The sequence below is a fragment of the Collinsella sp. SGI.184 genome (genome assembly GCF_050313415.1).
GTDB lineage: Bacteria > Actinomycetota > Coriobacteriia > Coriobacteriales > Coriobacteriaceae > Collinsella.
Genome location: NZ_JBNPLJ010000007.1, coordinates 1 through 15,891 on the forward strand (window position 1 = coordinate 1; position 15,891 = coordinate 15,891).

At 63.9% G+C, this 15,891-nt stretch carries 13 protein-coding genes and 3 tRNA genes; all 16 read right to left on the reverse strand.

Going from position 1 to position 15,891, the window contains the following annotated elements; all coding sequences use genetic code 11:
* Window positions 1-107 precede the first annotated feature (107 nt).
* The 16 genes from ACQRAJ_RS03600 to selD all read right to left on the reverse strand — a co-directional run bounded on the left by ACQRAJ_RS03600 (window position 108) and on the right by selD (window position 15,863).
* Window positions 108-2,939: a molybdopterin-dependent oxidoreductase gene (locus tag ACQRAJ_RS03600; protein WP_427747741.1), complete on the reverse strand. Its 2,832-nt coding sequence runs from the start codon at window positions 2,937-2,939 to the stop codon at window positions 108-110.
* A complete protein-coding gene (locus ACQRAJ_RS03605) occupies window positions 2,939-3,853 on the reverse strand; it encodes an FAD binding domain-containing protein (protein ID WP_427747742.1) in 915 nt (304 codons plus the stop codon). The genes ACQRAJ_RS03600 and ACQRAJ_RS03605 overlap by 1 nt, the downstream gene beginning before the upstream one ends.
* A 121-nt stretch (window positions 3,854-3,974) precedes the next feature.
* Entirely contained in the window at window positions 3,975-5,330 is a 1,356-nt protein-coding gene (gdhA, locus tag ACQRAJ_RS03610) for an NADP-specific glutamate dehydrogenase (protein WP_154515369.1), read from the reverse strand.
* Window positions 5,331-5,679: 349 nt separating this feature from the next.
* Window positions 5,680-5,776, reverse strand: a tRNA-Sec gene (locus tag ACQRAJ_RS03615).
* 36 nt (window positions 5,777-5,812) lie between these two features.
* A complete protein-coding gene (gene selB / locus ACQRAJ_RS03620; protein WP_427747743.1) occupies window positions 5,813-7,780 on the reverse strand; it encodes a selenocysteine-specific translation elongation factor in 1,968 nt (655 codons plus the stop codon).
* Entirely contained in the window at window positions 7,777-9,234 is a 1,458-nt protein-coding gene (gene selA, locus ACQRAJ_RS03625) for an L-seryl-tRNA(Sec) selenium transferase (protein WP_427727522.1), read from the reverse strand. The genes selB and selA overlap by 4 nt, the downstream gene beginning before the upstream one ends.
* Before the next feature lie 140 nt (window positions 9,235-9,374).
* Window positions 9,375-10,214, reverse strand: a complete 840-nt coding sequence (locus tag ACQRAJ_RS03630; RefSeq protein ID WP_427727524.1) for a formate/nitrite transporter family protein — start codon at window positions 10,212-10,214, stop codon at window positions 9,375-9,377.
* 39 nt (window positions 10,215-10,253) lie between these two features.
* Window positions 10,254-10,463, reverse strand: a complete 210-nt coding sequence (locus ACQRAJ_RS03635; RefSeq protein ID WP_427727526.1) for a hypothetical protein — start codon at window positions 10,461-10,463, stop codon at window positions 10,254-10,256.
* Between the two features lie 11 nt (window positions 10,464-10,474).
* Window positions 10,475-10,624 carry a hypothetical protein gene (locus ACQRAJ_RS03640; RefSeq protein WP_427747744.1) on the reverse strand — a complete coding sequence of 50 codons (150 nt, stop codon included), beginning with the start codon at window positions 10,622-10,624 and terminating at the stop codon, window positions 10,475-10,477.
* 421 nt (window positions 10,625-11,045) lie between these two features.
* A tRNA-Gly gene (locus ACQRAJ_RS03645) sits at window positions 11,046-11,119 on the reverse strand.
* Between the two features lie 6 nt (window positions 11,120-11,125).
* Window positions 11,126-11,202 (reverse strand) — tRNA-Pro (locus ACQRAJ_RS03650).
* Between the two features lie 91 nt (window positions 11,203-11,293).
* Window positions 11,294-12,652, reverse strand: a complete 1,359-nt coding sequence (brnQ, locus tag ACQRAJ_RS03655) for a branched-chain amino acid transport system II carrier protein (protein WP_427727543.1) — start codon at window positions 12,650-12,652, stop codon at window positions 11,294-11,296.
* Between the two features lie 67 nt (window positions 12,653-12,719).
* Complete coding sequence (locus tag ACQRAJ_RS03660) at window positions 12,720-13,859, reverse strand: aminotransferase class V-fold PLP-dependent enzyme (protein WP_427747745.1); 1,140 nt, start codon at window positions 13,857-13,859, stop codon at window positions 12,720-12,722.
* A complete protein-coding gene (locus ACQRAJ_RS03665) occupies window positions 13,856-14,107 on the reverse strand; it encodes a DUF3343 domain-containing protein (RefSeq protein ID WP_427747746.1) in 252 nt (83 codons plus the stop codon). The genes ACQRAJ_RS03660 and ACQRAJ_RS03665 overlap by 4 nt, the downstream gene beginning before the upstream one ends.
* A 19-nt stretch (window positions 14,108-14,126) precedes the next feature.
* Window positions 14,127-14,753 (reverse strand): sulfurtransferase-like selenium metabolism protein YedF, encoded by a 627-nt coding sequence (gene yedF / locus ACQRAJ_RS03670; protein ID WP_427747747.1) that lies wholly within the window; start codon window positions 14,751-14,753, stop codon window positions 14,127-14,129.
* Window positions 14,754-14,813: 60 nt separating this feature from the next.
* A complete protein-coding gene (gene selD / locus ACQRAJ_RS03675; RefSeq protein WP_427747748.1) occupies window positions 14,814-15,863 on the reverse strand; it encodes a selenide, water dikinase SelD in 1,050 nt (349 codons plus the stop codon).
* Between the last annotated feature and the right edge of the window lie 28 nt (window positions 15,864-15,891).

Consider the following 15,891-nt stretch of genomic DNA (forward strand, 5'->3'; position numbering starts at 1 on the left):
CCAAATTAGCTACCCCCATCGGCTATCTCCCGCAGCCCACAATTCGGTTGAAAAGTGGGCTGCGGTTTCCCCGGGCTAGGCAAAGAGCGTCGACAGCGACTCCTCGCCTACTCCCCCAGCAGGGCCTTCTCGGGCGTGATCGGCAGCGAGCGAACCTGGTGGCCGGTGGCGTGCGCCACGGCCGAGGCAACGGCGGCAAGCGGTGTGTTGATGACGACCTCGCCGATCGACTTGGCGCCAAACGGGCCCGTCGGCTCGTAGCTCGGCTCAAAGGCCACGCGAATGCTGCCGATATCCAGGCGCGTGGGCAGCTTGTAGCTCATAAAGTTACCGGTGCGCAGGCGACCGCGGTCGTCGTGCTCGACAATCTCGTAGAGTGCGTGACCGATGCCCTGGGCAATGCCGCCCTCGGCCTGGACGCGCGCGAGTGCCTCGTTGATCACGGTGCCGCAGTCCACAGCCGCCGCATAGTCCACCACAGTCACCTTGCCGGTGGCCTTGTCGACCTCGACCTCGGCAATGCCGGCCATAAACGGCGGAGGCGAAACGGGCAGGCAGGCAGAAGCATGCGAGGTGAGTGCGTCGCCGCCCGCGATGTTCTTGACGCACAGGTTGGCAAAGTCGCGCAGCGTGAGGTAGCGGCCGCACTCGCGAGCGGCGCGCTCGTCAAACAGACGCACGTACTGGCCATCAAAGACCACGTCGGCGGCGTCCACGTCCCACATCTGGGCGGCCTTGGCGCAGATCTTCTCGCGCAGCTCGGTCGCGGCATTCTTGGCTGCCAGGCCCGTCACGTACGTGCCCGAGCTCGCGTACGAGCCGGCATCGAACGGCGAGACGTCGGTGTCCACGCCGCGCACCACGATAAGCGAGCTCTCCACGCCCAGCTCCTCGGCGGCAATCTGCGCCAGGATCGTGTCGACACCCATGCCGTTATCGGTAGCGCCGGTCGAAAGCGTAATGAAGCCGTCCTCCTCCAGGCGCATGTCGATGCCGCCGATATCCACGTTGGAGATGCCCGAGCCCTGCATGGTGAGCGCGCAGCCCAGAGCACGCACGCGGTCGCCCAGGTCCACGGCCAGCGGCTTGTCGCGCCAGCCGATCATGTCCATCGCACGCAGCAGGCAGCGGTCGAGCGCGCAGGCGTTGAGCTTTTCGTTGTAGTACTGCGGCATAATCTCGCCCTCGCGCACGATGTTCTTAAGACGCAGGTCGGCGGGATCCATGTGCAGCATGTCGGCGAGCTCGTTGACGGCGCTCTCCACGGCAAACTGGCCCTGGGTGGCGCCGTAGCCGCGATACGCACCGCCACGGTTGGTGTTGGTGTAGACGGCGTCCCACCTAAAGCGGCTCGCCTTCACGTGGTTGTAGATGGGCAGGCTCTTGTGGCCCGAGAGGCCGATCGTCGTGGTGGCATGTTCGCCATACGCGCCGGCGTTGGACAACGTGTGCAGGTCGATGGCCGTGATGGTGCCGTCTTTCATGGCGCCCAGCTTGACGGTCATCTGCATCTGGTGACGCGAGTTGCCCGCAGTGATGGTCTCCTCGCGGGTGTAGCAGCAATAGCTCGGACGGCCAGTCTGCTGCGTCACGAACGCCACGAAGATCTCGCAGCAGCCCGTCTGCTTGGAGCCAAAGCCGCCGCCGATGCGCGGCTTAATAACCTGCACCTGCGACTGCGGAATGTCGAGCGACTGCGCAACCATGCGGCGCACATGAAAGGGCACCTGCGTGGAGGTGGTCACCGAGATGCGGCCGAACGCGTCGGTCGTCGCGAAGGCACGGAAGGTCTCCATGGGCGCGGTCTGCGTGGCCTGGCTGGTGTAGGTGCGCTCAAAGACGATGTCGCTCTGGGCGAAGGCCTCGTCCAGGTCGCCAAAATCGCTGGTACCGCTGCACACCAGGTTGCGAGCAACGTCGCCGCCCTGCGGGAACATAAAGGTCACGTCGCCCTCGGGGTGGACCACGATGTCGTTATCGAGCGCCTGGGTAAAGTCGAGCAGAGGCTCGAGCACCTCGTAGTCGACCTTGATGAGCTTGAGCGCCTTGTCGGCGGCCTCCTCGGTCTCGGCGGCGACGATCGCCACCTCCTCGTTTTGGTAGCGCACCAGGTTCTCGAGGATCAGGCGGTCGTAGGGGCTCGGCTGCGGATAGCTCTGGCCGGCGATAGTAAAGCGGCGCTTGGGCACGTCCTCGTAGGTGTAGACGCCCACCACGCCGGGCACCTTCAGGGCGCGCGACGTATCGATGGAGCGAATCTTGGCACGGGCATACGGGCTGCGCTTGAGCTTGACGATAAGGGCGCCGGCGGGCACCAGGTCTCCTGTGTAGACGGGGCGCCCCTCGAGCAGGGCCTTCGAGTCCTTCTTGGGCTGCTTATGGGTGATCTGCTTGTACGAGACGCCATCGCAGCTGGTGTCGTTGACCGGAAGCTCGGGCATCTCAAAGCCCACCTGCACGCCGGACTCGTTAAGGAAGCGGACGATGGCGCGCAGCTGGCTCTCGTAGCCGCTGCAACGGCAGAGGTTGCCGGCGAGCTGGCGCGAGAGCTCCTCGCGCGTGGCGACGAGGCTCGGGTCCTCCTTGGCGGCGCGGGCAAGCGCCAGCACGTTCATGATGAGGCCGGGGGCGCAAAAACCGCACTGCTCGGCGCCTTCGGCAGCCATTGCGTGGGCGAGTGCCTCGGACTCGGCCTTGAGGCCCTCGAGCGTGGTGACGGAGCGGCCCTCGACGCGCGCAGCGGGAACCGAGCAGCTCAGCACCGGGTCGCCGTCGAGCCACACCGTGCACAGACCGCAGTTAGTAGTCTCGCAGGCGCAGCGCACCGACGCGCAGCCCTGCTCGCGCAGCAGCGCAAAGAGCATGGTGTCGGGGGCAATCTGAACCTTGACCTTGCGGCCGTTGAGCGTAAAGGAAAGATCGATGAGTTTGGCAGCCATTAGCGCACCTCGCTAGAATCGACGCCGGGCACGCGGCGGCAGGAATACTCGTCCGTGGCAAACTTAGGCACTTGCACGCCCTCGAGCTCGCAGGCAAGCGAGGCCGAAAGCTCGATGCCGGCGGCGCGGCGCACGGCCTGCACGGCAAGCGGCGCCGAGATGCAACGGCGATAGTCGGCCGAGCCCCACAGGTTGGTGCCGTAGCTCAGTGCGCGTACGGACGCGGCCAGGGCGCGCAGCTCGTCCTCGGGAGGCTGCTCGCTCACCAGGCCGCACGCCTCGCCCTGCAGCGGGGTCGCGCGCAGCGGGCGTGCGCCCACGGTGACATGCCAGCTGTTGTCCCACCAGGCAGCGGTGACGTTTAAGGAGGGGAAGTCGGTCGCGGCCTTGCGCACGGCCTCGTAGCTTGCGCGGTAATCGTGCTTAACGACCACCACGTGCTCGATCACGTCGCGCACGTAACCCATATCCACGAACTCGGCGAGCGGCACGCGGCCGGCACCCGTCAGCTCAACGTACGAATCGAGCGCCAAAAAGGCCGAGAGCACGTCCGAGAAACCAAAGCGACCGTAGATGCTGCCGCCCACCGTGGCGGTGTTGCGCAGCTGCACGCCCACGATATCGTGGACGGCGAACTCAAAGACATGGTTGACAAGCGCGTTGAGCTCGGCATGGCGCTCGAGCTGGCGCAGGGTGCACATGGCACCGATGCGAAACTCGGTCTCGGTCTCCTCGATCTGATCGAGTCCGCAGGCCGAAAGGTCAATCGCCGTCGCCACGCGACGCGAACCCAGGCGCATCCAGATGCCGCCACCCACAATCTTGTTGTTGCGGTTCTTCTGTAAGAGCTCATAGGCTTCGGCCGCGTTTCCAACGCGAACGTAGGTACCGAACTTGAGTACGTTCTCCCCCATCTCTTCACTTGTCCAGTACCTCTAAGTGTACCAAACGAGGGCGCACAGCCCTCGCCACCATAGAAAAAGGCTCCCAGCCGGATGGCTGGGAGCCTCATCACATGCTATGTCGAGCGAAGATTTAGCAGACGCCCTGGGCGAGCATGGCGTCGGCGACCTTCAGGAAGCCGGCGATGTTGGCGCCCATGACAAAGTTGCCCTCCTGGCCGTACTCCTTGGCGGTGTCGTCCACGTTGTGGAACATGCCGCGCATGAGCTGCTCGAGCTTGCCGTCGACCTCCTCGAAGGTCCAGGACAGGTGCTCGGCGTTCTGGCTCATCTCCAGGCCGGACACGAGCACGCCGCCGGCGTTGGCAGCCTTACCGGGCATAAAGGCGACGCCGTTCTCCTGGAAGTAAGTCGTGGCCTCGATGGTCGTGGGCATGTTCGCGCCCTCGCCGACCACCTTGCAGCCGTTGGCGACGAGCGCCTGGGCGTCCTCGAGCAGCAGCGTGTTCTCGCGAGCGCAGGGCAGCGCGATGTCGCAGGGCAGCTGCCACACGCCGCGGCCGTCGCCCTCGTGCCACACGGCGTTGGGCTTCTCGTCAACATACATGGCGAGCGTAACGCCCTTGTCGTGGCCGGAGCGCTTCTTGTTGTAGACGTGCTCGAGCACGGTGTAGTCGATGCCGTCGGGATCCTCGACCCAGCCGTGGGTATCGGAGCAGGCGAGCACCTTGCCGCCGAGCTGGGCGACCTTCTGGACCGCGTAGATAGCGACGTTACCGGAGCCGTGAACGACAACGTTCTTGCCCTCGAAGGAGTCGCCGCGGCTCTTGAGGTACTCGTCCACAAAGTAGACCAGACCGTAACCGGTGGCCTCGGTACGGGCGAGCGAGCCGCCAAAGGAGAGGCCCTTGCCGGTAAGGACGCCGGTCCACTCGTTGGTCAGGCGCTTGTACTGACCGAACATGTAGGCAACCTCGCGGCCGCCAACGCCCAGGTCGCCGGCGGGAACGTCGGTGTTGGGGCCAATGTGGCGATAGAGCTCGGTCATGAAGGACTGGCAGAAGTGCATGATCTCGTTGTTGGACTTGCCCTTGGGGTCAAAGTCGGAGCCGCCCTTGCCGCCGCCCATGGGAAGGGTGGTCAGGCTGTTCTTGAGGATCTGCTCCAGACCCAGGAACTTGAGCATACCCAGGGTGACCGTCGGGTTAAAGCGCAGGCCGCCCTTGTAGGGTCCAATGGCAGAGTTGAACTCGACGCGGTAACCGCGGTTGACCTGAACCTTGCCCTGATCGTCGACCCAGGGAACACGGAACATAACGATGCGCTCGGGCTCGACGAGGCGCTCCAGCAGGGCGGCCTCCTCGTACTCGGGGTGGGCGTCGAGCGCCGGCTGGATGGTGCCGAGGATCTCGGTCGCGGCCTGGATGAACTCAGGCTGCTCGGGATAGCGGGCCTTGAGCTCTTCGAGAACTTTCTGCGTGTAGCTCATGCTTCCTCCAATGATGGGAAACGAAAATGTCGGTCACGGCACCCCATGCGCCGCGAACTTTATCGTGTATGGATAATATCGCACTGTTGCAGCAAAGTTTCGCATAAGCCGACGAGCAGATGTTTCGTTTTGATTACGATGCAGGTAGAAGCGTTTTTGAGCACCCGACGTACAAATCGCGTGTTTCGAAGCTGTTTCGTCCACATGTTCCAAACCACCACATTGGGGACACATGATGCGCCCGGGCACACCGGCGGCAAGACAGACGACACGGCCGACCCGCACAAAAACAAAACAGCGCCTTTGCGGCACGCAGCAAGACCGCGAGCACAAAAGCGCTGGTGGCGTGTGGCGGGAACGTATGTGAATCGAACACATCCAAGACGTTTTGCACGCCTCGCAACGGTTTTGAGGACCGCGGAGCCCACCGGAGCCCATCCGTTCCCAAGTGCGGCGGTATTTTACCAAACCGAGCAGCCAGTCTAGCGTAGGGACCTCAGGCCGCCGGCTTCCTTGTCGAGCACCGTAAAGCGCACGGCATCCAGGTGCTCCAAGATGCTGATGGCACGTTTGCGCGACACGCCCAGCGCCTCGCGCAGCACACTCGTGGTGGCAGCGCCGCCGGCTGCCTCAATGGCAGCGGCGACAAGCTCGCGCGCATGGGCTTCCGAGATGGCAGACAGGGCAACGTCGCGCTCGACCTTAACGATCGAGCGGTTGAGCGAAAGCTCGCGCAGGGCGCGCGTCATGGTGTCGCGGTCGAGCTGCAGTCGCTCACCCACCTCGGGCAGCGTCGGCGCATCGAGGCCGGCCCCGTCGAGCAGCGCCACAATGCGCTCACACGCCTCGCGCACCACACGCGCCGCGGCGGCAACGGAGTGCGGGTCGAATATCTCGGCGCCCTCGGCGGCGCACACGCCACGCGAGCAGCCCTCGGCAATCAGAGCCGCGGCAACGCCTTCATCGGCGGCAGGCCACGCAGCATGGGCAACGGCGCCGGGCGTAAAACCCGTCTCCCAGGGAGCCGCCGCGTGCATGGCAGACAGGGTCGCCGCCAGCACGTCCATGGCGGCATCGAGCACGGCGCCATTCGCATACAACGTGCCGCCCGAGCCGGCAAGCTCGCAAACAACACCTCGCGCCACCAACTCGCCCAGTGCGGCATCGACCTCACCGGCAACAAGATCGAGCGCCTCGGCAACATCAGCCGCCGCAACCGGCAGCGCTTGCAGCGCCAGCCACGCGTCTACGCCAGCAACGGCATCGCCGGCTTCAAGCGCCGCAAACAGCGCACGCTCGCCGGCCGAAAGCTCGCGCGAGCGACGGCAGCGCGAAAGCAGCACACGCCCGCCGCCGATGAGCATAACGGGCGAATACGACAGCACCACGGCATGGTCTCCGGCGCGCAGCGGCAATGGCTCCTCCAGGCGCACCTGCACGGTACGGGTCTCGCCCACCGCCATGGGGGCCTCGCCCTCCAAAAGCATAACGCGGCCGACGACCTCGGCCGTGCCGGCCATCACGTGCACGCGCGCGCCCGACTCGAGCACGCGCGGCTTGGCGCCCTCGCGGCCCAGGTAGGTAAACGTCATCATAAAGCTCAACGTCTGACCAAAGCGACCCTCCACGCCCAGCATCTCACCACGGTCAAGCGCCGCGACACCGTCACCGACCAGGTTGAGCGCCACGCGTTGCCCAGGCAGCGCGCGCGGCGTATCGCCATGCACCTGAATCCCGCGCACACGACAGACCGTACGCGACGGCAAAGCCATCAGCTCGTCGCCCACCGCAACCGGCGCATCGTGCAGCGTTCCCGTAACGACGGTGCCGACACCCTTGATCGTAAAGCAGCGGTCAATCGGCAGGCGAGACGAGGCATCGCTCCGATCGGAACGGTCGCGGCAAGCATTCCAGCAGGCACTTACCTGCTCGTCGAGCACCGCAAGCAGCCCGTCGATCCCCTCGCCCGTCTTGGACGACACGGGCACAATCGGCGCGCCCGCAAACACGGTACCCGACAAAAAGTCATCGACATCGAGCTCGGCAAGCTCGGTCATCTCGGCATCGGCCAGGTCGCACATCGTCAGCGCGACCACCATATGCGTAACGCCCAGCAGCTCCAGCACATTCACGTGCTCGCGGGTCTGCGGCATCACGCCCTCGACGGCCGAAACCACCAGCACGGCCACGTCGATACCCGTGGCGCCCTGCACCATGGCGCGCAAGTAGTGGGCATGTCCAGGCACGTCGACCAGGCCGACAATCTTGCCACTCGGCAGCGCCAGCTCGCCAAAGCCAAGCTCAACGGTCATACCTCGACGACGCTCAACCTCCAGACGGTCGGGATTCTTGCCGGTCAGTGCCTCGATCAATGCCGACTTACCGTGGTCGACGTGGCCCGCCGTGCCAACGATAACGGGACACTCCACCAGCGCCTGGACCTCACTCATCGAGCAATCGCCTTCTCAACGCATGCGGCAAGCGTCGACGCCGCCGTCTCGATATCGCGGTCGCCCACGAGCGTACGAACGTCAAACAAAATGCGATCGTGCGAGGTTCGCGTGACGACCGGCGTGTCGAAGTCCTGGACAAGCGAGCGCTTGAGCGCATCGACCGTCAGGCGCGCGTCAACAAGACGCACGGCAACGCACATCGTGGGCAACTCCATGGTAGGCAGCGAGCCGCCACCGGGGGTCGACGATTCCTCGACGATCTCCACCTGAACGGCGCACGGGCAACCGGCCTTATCGAGCCCGGCGACCATACGATCGCGCAGCTTGCGGGCACGTCGCTCCAAATGGGCCTGCGGCAGCGTAAGCATGCTGAGCACCGGAATATCGCGATGGGCAACATCGGCGCCGTCCATGTAGATACGCAGCGTGGCCTCGAGCGCCGTAAGCGCCAACTTGCCCGGACGCAGAGCGCGCATGAGCGGATGTGCGCCGCAGGCCTGGACCAGATCGCGACGGCCCATGATGATGCCCGCCTGCGCCGCGCCCAGCAGCTTATCGCCCGAGCACGACACGATATCGAGCCCCGCCGCGACCGAAGCCGGCGTGGGTTCCTCGCCACCGCGTACCAGGATGTCATCGGGCAGGAGCGCGCCCGAACCCTGGTCCTCATAGAACAGCAGGCCATGCTTGTGAGCAAGCGCCGCAAGCTCCCGAGAGCTCACCTCCTCGTGAAAGCCCTCGATACGATAGTTGGATGGATGGACCTTGAGAATCATGGCCGTATCGGGCGTGATGGCTTGCTCATAATCTGCTAGGTGCGTGCGGTTGGTGGCGCCGACCTCAACGAGCTTGGCGCCCGAAGACGCCATGACATCGGGGATGCGAAAGCTGCCGCCGATCTCGACAAGCTCGCCGCGGCTAACGATGACCTCCTTGCCTGCGGCATGGGTCGCCAGAACCAGCAGCACCGCGGCGGCGTTGTTGTTGACCACAAGCGCGTCCTCGGCACCAGTGAGCGAGCGGATCAGATGCGCGGCGTGCTCCTTGCGCGACCCGCGCGAGCAGGTGTCCACGCTGTACTCGAGCGTACTGTACCCGCGCGCAACCTCGGCCACGGCCTTTGCCGCCGACTCCGCGAGCGGGGCGCGGCCCAAGTTGGTATGGATGACCACGCCCGTGGCGTTGACGGCAGGGCGCAGGCTCGGCAGCGCGGAGCGGTGCGCACGCCACTCGATCGCCGAGGCCAGGTCGCGCTTAGAGCGCGGGACGGCACCGGCGCGAATGGCGGCGCGTTCCTCGTCGAGCTCGGCCGTGACGGCGGCATGCACCACCGCGTCGCAGGTCTCCCCCGCCGCCTTCACTACCGGCCACTCGGCGAGCAGCTCGTTGACGGAGGGAATGGCGCGCAGGCGGGCGCGAACCTCATCGGACATGTTCTGGCTATCGCTCATGTGCGGCCTTTCAAAACCAAAGGTGAATCAATCGTTCGAACGTCAAACTATCGGCCGATTCGATCGGCTGAATCAATCAATCGCTATTATCCCCGCACGGCGACGCCCCGCGGGAGGTCCAACGTCAAACAGACGGTACCCTACGCCTCAGACTTCTTGGCGTAGATAAACCAGTAGCCGAGCGCGACCAGAACCGCACCGCCCACGATGTTGCCCAACGTGGCGGCGGACAGGTTAAACGCAATGCCCGCGGCGTTGAGCGCATCGGCACCGGCGACGTCGGCACCATAGCCGCACGCGTGCATCACGGCACCCATGGGCAAAAAGTACATATTGGCAATGCAGTGCTCAAAACCGCAGGCCACAAAGGCGGCGATGGGCAGCAGAATGCCCACGACCTTATCGACCACGGTCTTGCCGGCGGTACCGATCCACACGGCCAGGCACACAAAGATGTTACACAGGATGCCGCGGAAGAAGATCGTCAGCCAGTCGATCGTCACCTTGCCGGCGGCGACACTCACCATGGAATTGGCGACCGCCTCGCCGTTGAGCTTGTAAATGCCGGCCATGTACACCAAAAAGACGATGAACAAGGCACCGGCAAAGTTGCCAAGCCATACAACGACCCAAGCCTTGAGCATCTGGACCAGGGTGATCTTTTTGCTCTTGAGCGCGCAGACCATAAGCGAATTACCGGTGAACAACTCGGCGCCACACACCAGCACCAGCACCAGGCCCAGGCAAAAGCACAGGCCGCCCACGACGCGCTGGGCACCCCAGCCCAGCGTGCTGTCGCTCAAAAACACCGTAAAGAACAGACCGCCGAAGGCGATAAACGCACCGGCGAACATTGCCAACAGAAAGGCCTTATCGACCGACAGGTTAGCCTTGGTCACACCGGCGGCCTCGGTCTTGGCCTCGATCGCGGCGGGCGCCAGGCAATCGGGAGCAGGGTACTCCACCTTGGAATCTGCCATGTCAATCACTTCTTTCCTAATCACCAGGGACAAGCGCTGCTACAGCTCCTGTCCCAAGCGGACAAAGTGGGAAAAGTCGTTGGCGGCCACGGCGTCGTACACGGCGTCAACGGCGTCAAAGACTTCCGGGGACATGGGATTGTAGAACTCCGTGTCGCCCGGCTGAATCCCTATGAAGAAGATATCATCGCACGATTGCTCGATTTCTTCGATCAGAATCGACAAAGGGAGCGAATGCGTGGTAAACATCGACTTGCGGGCTACGTCGCGTTTGTCGAGCAGGCGGATGGTGCCACCTGCTGGGCATGCAGGCCAAAGTCGTCGTCAAACACCGAGATGCCGGCCTTGGCCGACCCGCGAAAACCGCGCTCGTCGAGCAGCGCATCGCAGGCCTCGAGTAGCGACGGCACGTGCCAACCATAATCTGCCAGATAATAGCCGGCGTTTCCTGGCCGAGCAATCTCAACCTGAAGCTCAGGTGCAAGTTGCGGTGAAATACGGACTACATGGGCCATAAAAGCCGGAAAACAGTCCGTATTTCACCGCAACTTAGGAGGGGATGTGGGGTCCACGGCAGGTATATGAAAATGCTCTGCTTCCAAAAGGAAGCAGAGCCATTCATCAATCTTATGGAGCGGGCGACGGGAAGTCCAAGGGTTTGCTTCGCAAACCCTTGTTTTGCTGCGGGCCATTGGCCCTTGCGTGCTGCGTTGGAAAATGCTCACGCATTTTCTCAGCTTCGCACCCTGCCGAGTTCGATTCCCGTCGCCCGGCACGCTTATGAAAACGGCTCTGGCACCAAATAGAGCCAAAGCCGTTAAAACTATCCTATGGAGCGGGCGACGGGAATCGAACCCGCGTCATCAGCTTGGAAGGCTGGGGTTCTACCATTGAACTACGCCCGCAAGATATGGTCGGGACGACAGGATTTGAACCTGCGACATCCTGCTCCCAAAGCAGGCGCGCTACCAAACTGCGCCACGTCCCGAAGGTGTTGAGCAGCTAAGGTCTAAACCTTGCGTGTCCCAAAGCGAAGGAAATTATAGGGGAGACTTCCCGCTTGTGCAAGCGACGATACCCTAGCTCCTCGAATGTGTGACAAACTGGCTATGGAGCAGGCCAATCACAAACGCCACAACGGCGGCCGGCGCCCATGCGGCTCCAATATCCGCCAGCGGCAGCGCATCGAACGGCAGCCACGCGCCCGCAAAGAACGCGTCGCGGACCGAGGTGATCACGCTCTGCACCGCGACAACGCCGCCGACCCAGACCCACACCTGCGGATGCGCGTCGCAAAAGCCGTGCACCAGGCCCATAAGTACCAGCACGATGGCAACGGGATACAGGGCATTGAGCATAGGCACCGAGAACATGAGGATCGCGTCGAGGCCCACGTTGGAGAGCACGCACGAAAACGCCGCGAACACAAAGGCGAGAACCGCGAAGGGGCGGCGCATAGCCTCCTCGGAAGCCTCCGCTCCCCCTTCGACCACATACGTCTCGCAGAAGTAGCGCGAGCAGCAGCTGATGAGGCCGATGCACACGTTCATGCAGGCGAGGAAAAAGATCGCAAAGACCACGACCGTGCCGGCAAGACCAAAGTGCATGGAGGCAGAGCGGGCAAGGATGGCGGCACCGTTGGTGGCATCGGGCACAACCGTGCCGAGCTGCATGCCGGCAAGCGCCAGGCCGCAGTAGATGATGGCCATGAGCACGCCGGCGATCACACCGGAACGCGAGATCTCGAAGGCCACGCGCTTGTCATCGGTCACGCCCAGCTCGTGGATGGTCTCGGCGATGATAATGCCAAAGGCGAGCGACGCAAGCAGGTCCATGGTTTGATAGCCGGTCAGAAAGCCCTGCACGGCGGCGCCCGCATCGTAGGGAGCCTGCGGCGCGGCAGCCGGACCCAACGGCGAGACCACGGCGGCACCCACGACCAGCACGATGAGCGCAATGAGCGCGGGGCCCGTAATGCGGCCGAGCACGCGCGTGATAACGCCCGGACGCAGCGTGAGCACAAACGCGACGATAAAGAACCCGATGGCAAACACCAGACGTGCCGTGCCGAGCGAGACGCCCTCCGGCAGCAGCGGCACCAGCATCTCGAAGGCCGTGGAGCTCGTGCGCGGAATAGCCAGGCACGGGCCGATGGCTAGATACACCGCCGCAACGAAGAATTCGCCAAACTTAGGATGCACACGCCCGGCCAGCTCGCGCGCCGTTCCGGCAAGCGCCACGGCGATAAAGCCCATGACGGGCAGGCCGATGGCGGCAATCAGAAAGCCGAGCATGGCGAGCGGCGTGGCAGAGCCTGCCTGCAGCGCCAACAGCGGCGGAATAATGAGGTTGCCGGCGCCAAAGAGCATCGAGAACAGGGCGATGCCGACGGTAACGACATGGTCGGAGCGCAGGCCGCGCGGGGCGGATGAGGCCATGGGACCACCTTTCGGGTCGAAACAAAAACGGGACGGGCAAAAGACCCGTCCCGCAAGTATATACGCTCTAGCAGGCTAAATCGCGGAGCGCGTCAATCGCGGCGTCGACTTCCCCGTCCGTGTTGAAATACCCAAACGAGAAACGAACGACACCCTGACGCTCAGTCCCGAGCGCGCGGTGCATGAGCGGGGCACAATGGGCGCCGGGGCGCGTCGCAATCCCCCACCCCTGCATGAGCGCGTCCGAAATCTGGGCAGAGTCGATATCACCCACGTTGAGTGAGACGATCGCCGAGCGCACGGGCTGGTCAAAGGCACCGTAGAGCTTAATCCCCGGAATATCGCGCACGCCGGCAAGGAAGCGCTCTGCAAGCGAGCGCTCATGCGCCGCAATCGCCTCGACCCCGCCTTGTGCCTCGATAAAGTCGAGGCCGGCAGAAAGGCCCGCGATACCGTGACCGTTGAGCGTGCCCGCCTCAAGGCGCGTGGGCCACTCAAGCGGCTGCAGCTCATCGAAGCTGTGCACGCCCGTGCCGCCCATGGCCCACGGCGCCACGTCAATGCCTTCCACCACGGCCAGGCCGCCGGTGCCTTGAGGTCCCATGAGCCCCTTGTGGCCGGTAAAGCACACCACGTCGAGCCCCATAGCATCCATGTCAATCTTCGCCGTGCCGGCAGACTGCGAGGCGTCGACGATCACCAGCGCACCTGCCGCATGGGCCATGGCCGCTACGCGCGCAATGTCGACCGCGTTGCCGGTTACGTTGGAGGCGTGCGTCACCACCACAGCACGCGTGTCCGGCGTCACCAACCGCTCGAGCTCGTCGTAGTCGAGCACGCCGTTCGCGTCGCAGCCCGCATGCTCAACCGCCACACCCTGTACCGCCGACAGGCGATTGAGCGGGCGTAACACCGAGTTGTGCTCGAGCACCGTCGTGACCACACGGTCGCCGGGGCGCACCACGCCACAGATGGCGGTGTTGAGCGCAGCCGTGGAGTTGGGCGTAAAGCACACATGGTCCGCTCTCGGGCAACCCAAAAGGCGCGCGAGCTTGGCACGGCAACCGTGAATCGTACGAGCCGCATCGAGAGCACCCGACGTGGCGCCGCGCCCGGCATTGCCGAGCGAGCACATCGCCTGCGTCACGGCATCGATGACCGTCTGAGGCTTGAGCATGGTCGTCGCCGCGTTATCCAGGTAGATCATCGCACGACCTCCCACATGTCAATCAACGTAAAACCCTCGGTGGGAACACCAGCTGCGGCAAGCTCGGCGCGCAGCAGCTCCTCATCGGCAGGCAACGCCTTCCACGCCAAGCCACAGCCGGCAGCGACCTCCCCGGGCACGGGAATCGTGCGCCCGGGAAGGCCGCGCTCGATGCATAGGGTCTCGCACCCCATGGCGGCCGCCGTGGTGGGAAACGTGATGACAAGCGCCGGACGCTTCTCCCTCATGGCAACTCCAACCAATACGCTACGGGCGCACGACGCGCACGGCCTGCTCCATCTTCTCCACGATCACGTACATGTTGGTGACCTCGCCCACCGCAAGCTGGTCTTTGATGCCAAAGTGGTCCAGGCAGGTACCGCAGGTGAGAATCTCGACGCCCTGCTCGGCCAGGCCCTTCAGGTCATCGAGCACCGGAGAGCCCTCGACGGTGAGCTTGGCGCCGCCGTTGTAGAACAGCATGGTCGCGGGCAGCTCCTCCTGCTGCGTCACGGCAAAGATAAACGCCTTCATGAGCTTGTGGCCCAGCTCGTCGTCGCCGCGGCCCATGCAGTCGGTGTAGACGGAAATGACGAGTTTGCCCTTGCCGGCGCTGGCATCACAGAAGGCAGCGCCATCCTGCTCGGGGTCCGCAACGGCCACGGCACCGGCGGTCGCCACGGTCACGTGCCACTCGGCGTCAGAAACCTTCTCGAACGAGGCCGTGCAGCCCTTCTCCTGCGCCATCTTGGAGATGTTCTTGACGGCGGTCTCGTTATCGACCGAGGTCACGACAACGCCCTCGCCATCGAGCTGCTTGAGCGCCTTAAGCGTCTTGACGACGGGCAGCGGGCAGGCATCGCCCATGGCATTGACTTCAATCTTGGTAGACATAGCATTTCCTTTCGAAAGAACCGTTCTAGAGAACGGTAAACAGTTACATAAACGTGCGGGCTAGCGGACAACGTGGACGGCAGGACCGCCCGGCACCGGCTCGCACACGCGGCCGACGACGGCGGCAACGCGCCCCTCGGCATGCAGACGGCGCGCAAGCTCATCCACATCGGCAGCAGGCGCCGCGATAAGCAGGCCGCCCGAGGTCTGCGGATCGTACAGCGCGTCGAGCATCCCCGGCTCCAGACCATCGTCGACTGCCACGCGCGGGCCAAAAAAGTCCTGGTTACGGTAGGCGCCGGCAGGGATAATGCCAAGGCGTGCCATGTCGAGCACCTGGTCAAAGAGCGGCACCGCCCCCGACACAAGCTCAATCTGCACGCCCGAGCCCTCGGCCATCTCGCACGCATGTCCGATCAGGCCAAAGCCCGTGATGTCGGTGCAGCCATGAAGCTCGAGGTCCTCGGCCAGACGAATCGGAGCCTCGTTGAGGGTCCGCATCGAGTCGAACATCGGGCTGGCATCATCCTGTTCGATGAGCTCGCCCTTAATGGCCGTAGTGATGATGCCCGAGCCGATCGCCTTGGTCAGCAGCAGAACATCGCCTACGCGTGCGCCGCTGTTGGCGAGCATACGGTCAAGCGCGACAAAGCCACTCACGGACAGGCCGTACTTGGGCTCGTCGTCGTTGATGGTGTGGCCGCCCGCGATGGCACAGCAGGCCTCGACGCACTTGTCGGCGCCGCCCGCCAGAATCTGGCCGGCAACCTCAACGCCCAGGCAACTGGGTATGCAAAGCAGGTTCATGGCATGGCTCGGCCGTCCGCCCATGGCGTATATGTCCGACAGCGAGTTTGCCGCGGCGATCTGGCCAAACAGGAACGGGTCGTCGACCATCGGTGGGAAGAAGTCGATGGACTGCACGAGGCCCAAGTTATCGCCAACGCGGAAGACACTCGCATCGTCGGAGGTATCGAACCCCACGAGCAGGTTGTCGTTATGCACATTGGGTAAGTCGCCCAGGACCTGGGCGAGGGCTCCAGGAGCCAACTTAGCGGCTCAACCGCTCGCGGCAGTCATCTGCGTGAGCTTCATGAGATCGTCAGCCATCGATACCTCCTCTCATCGGTCAATCAGT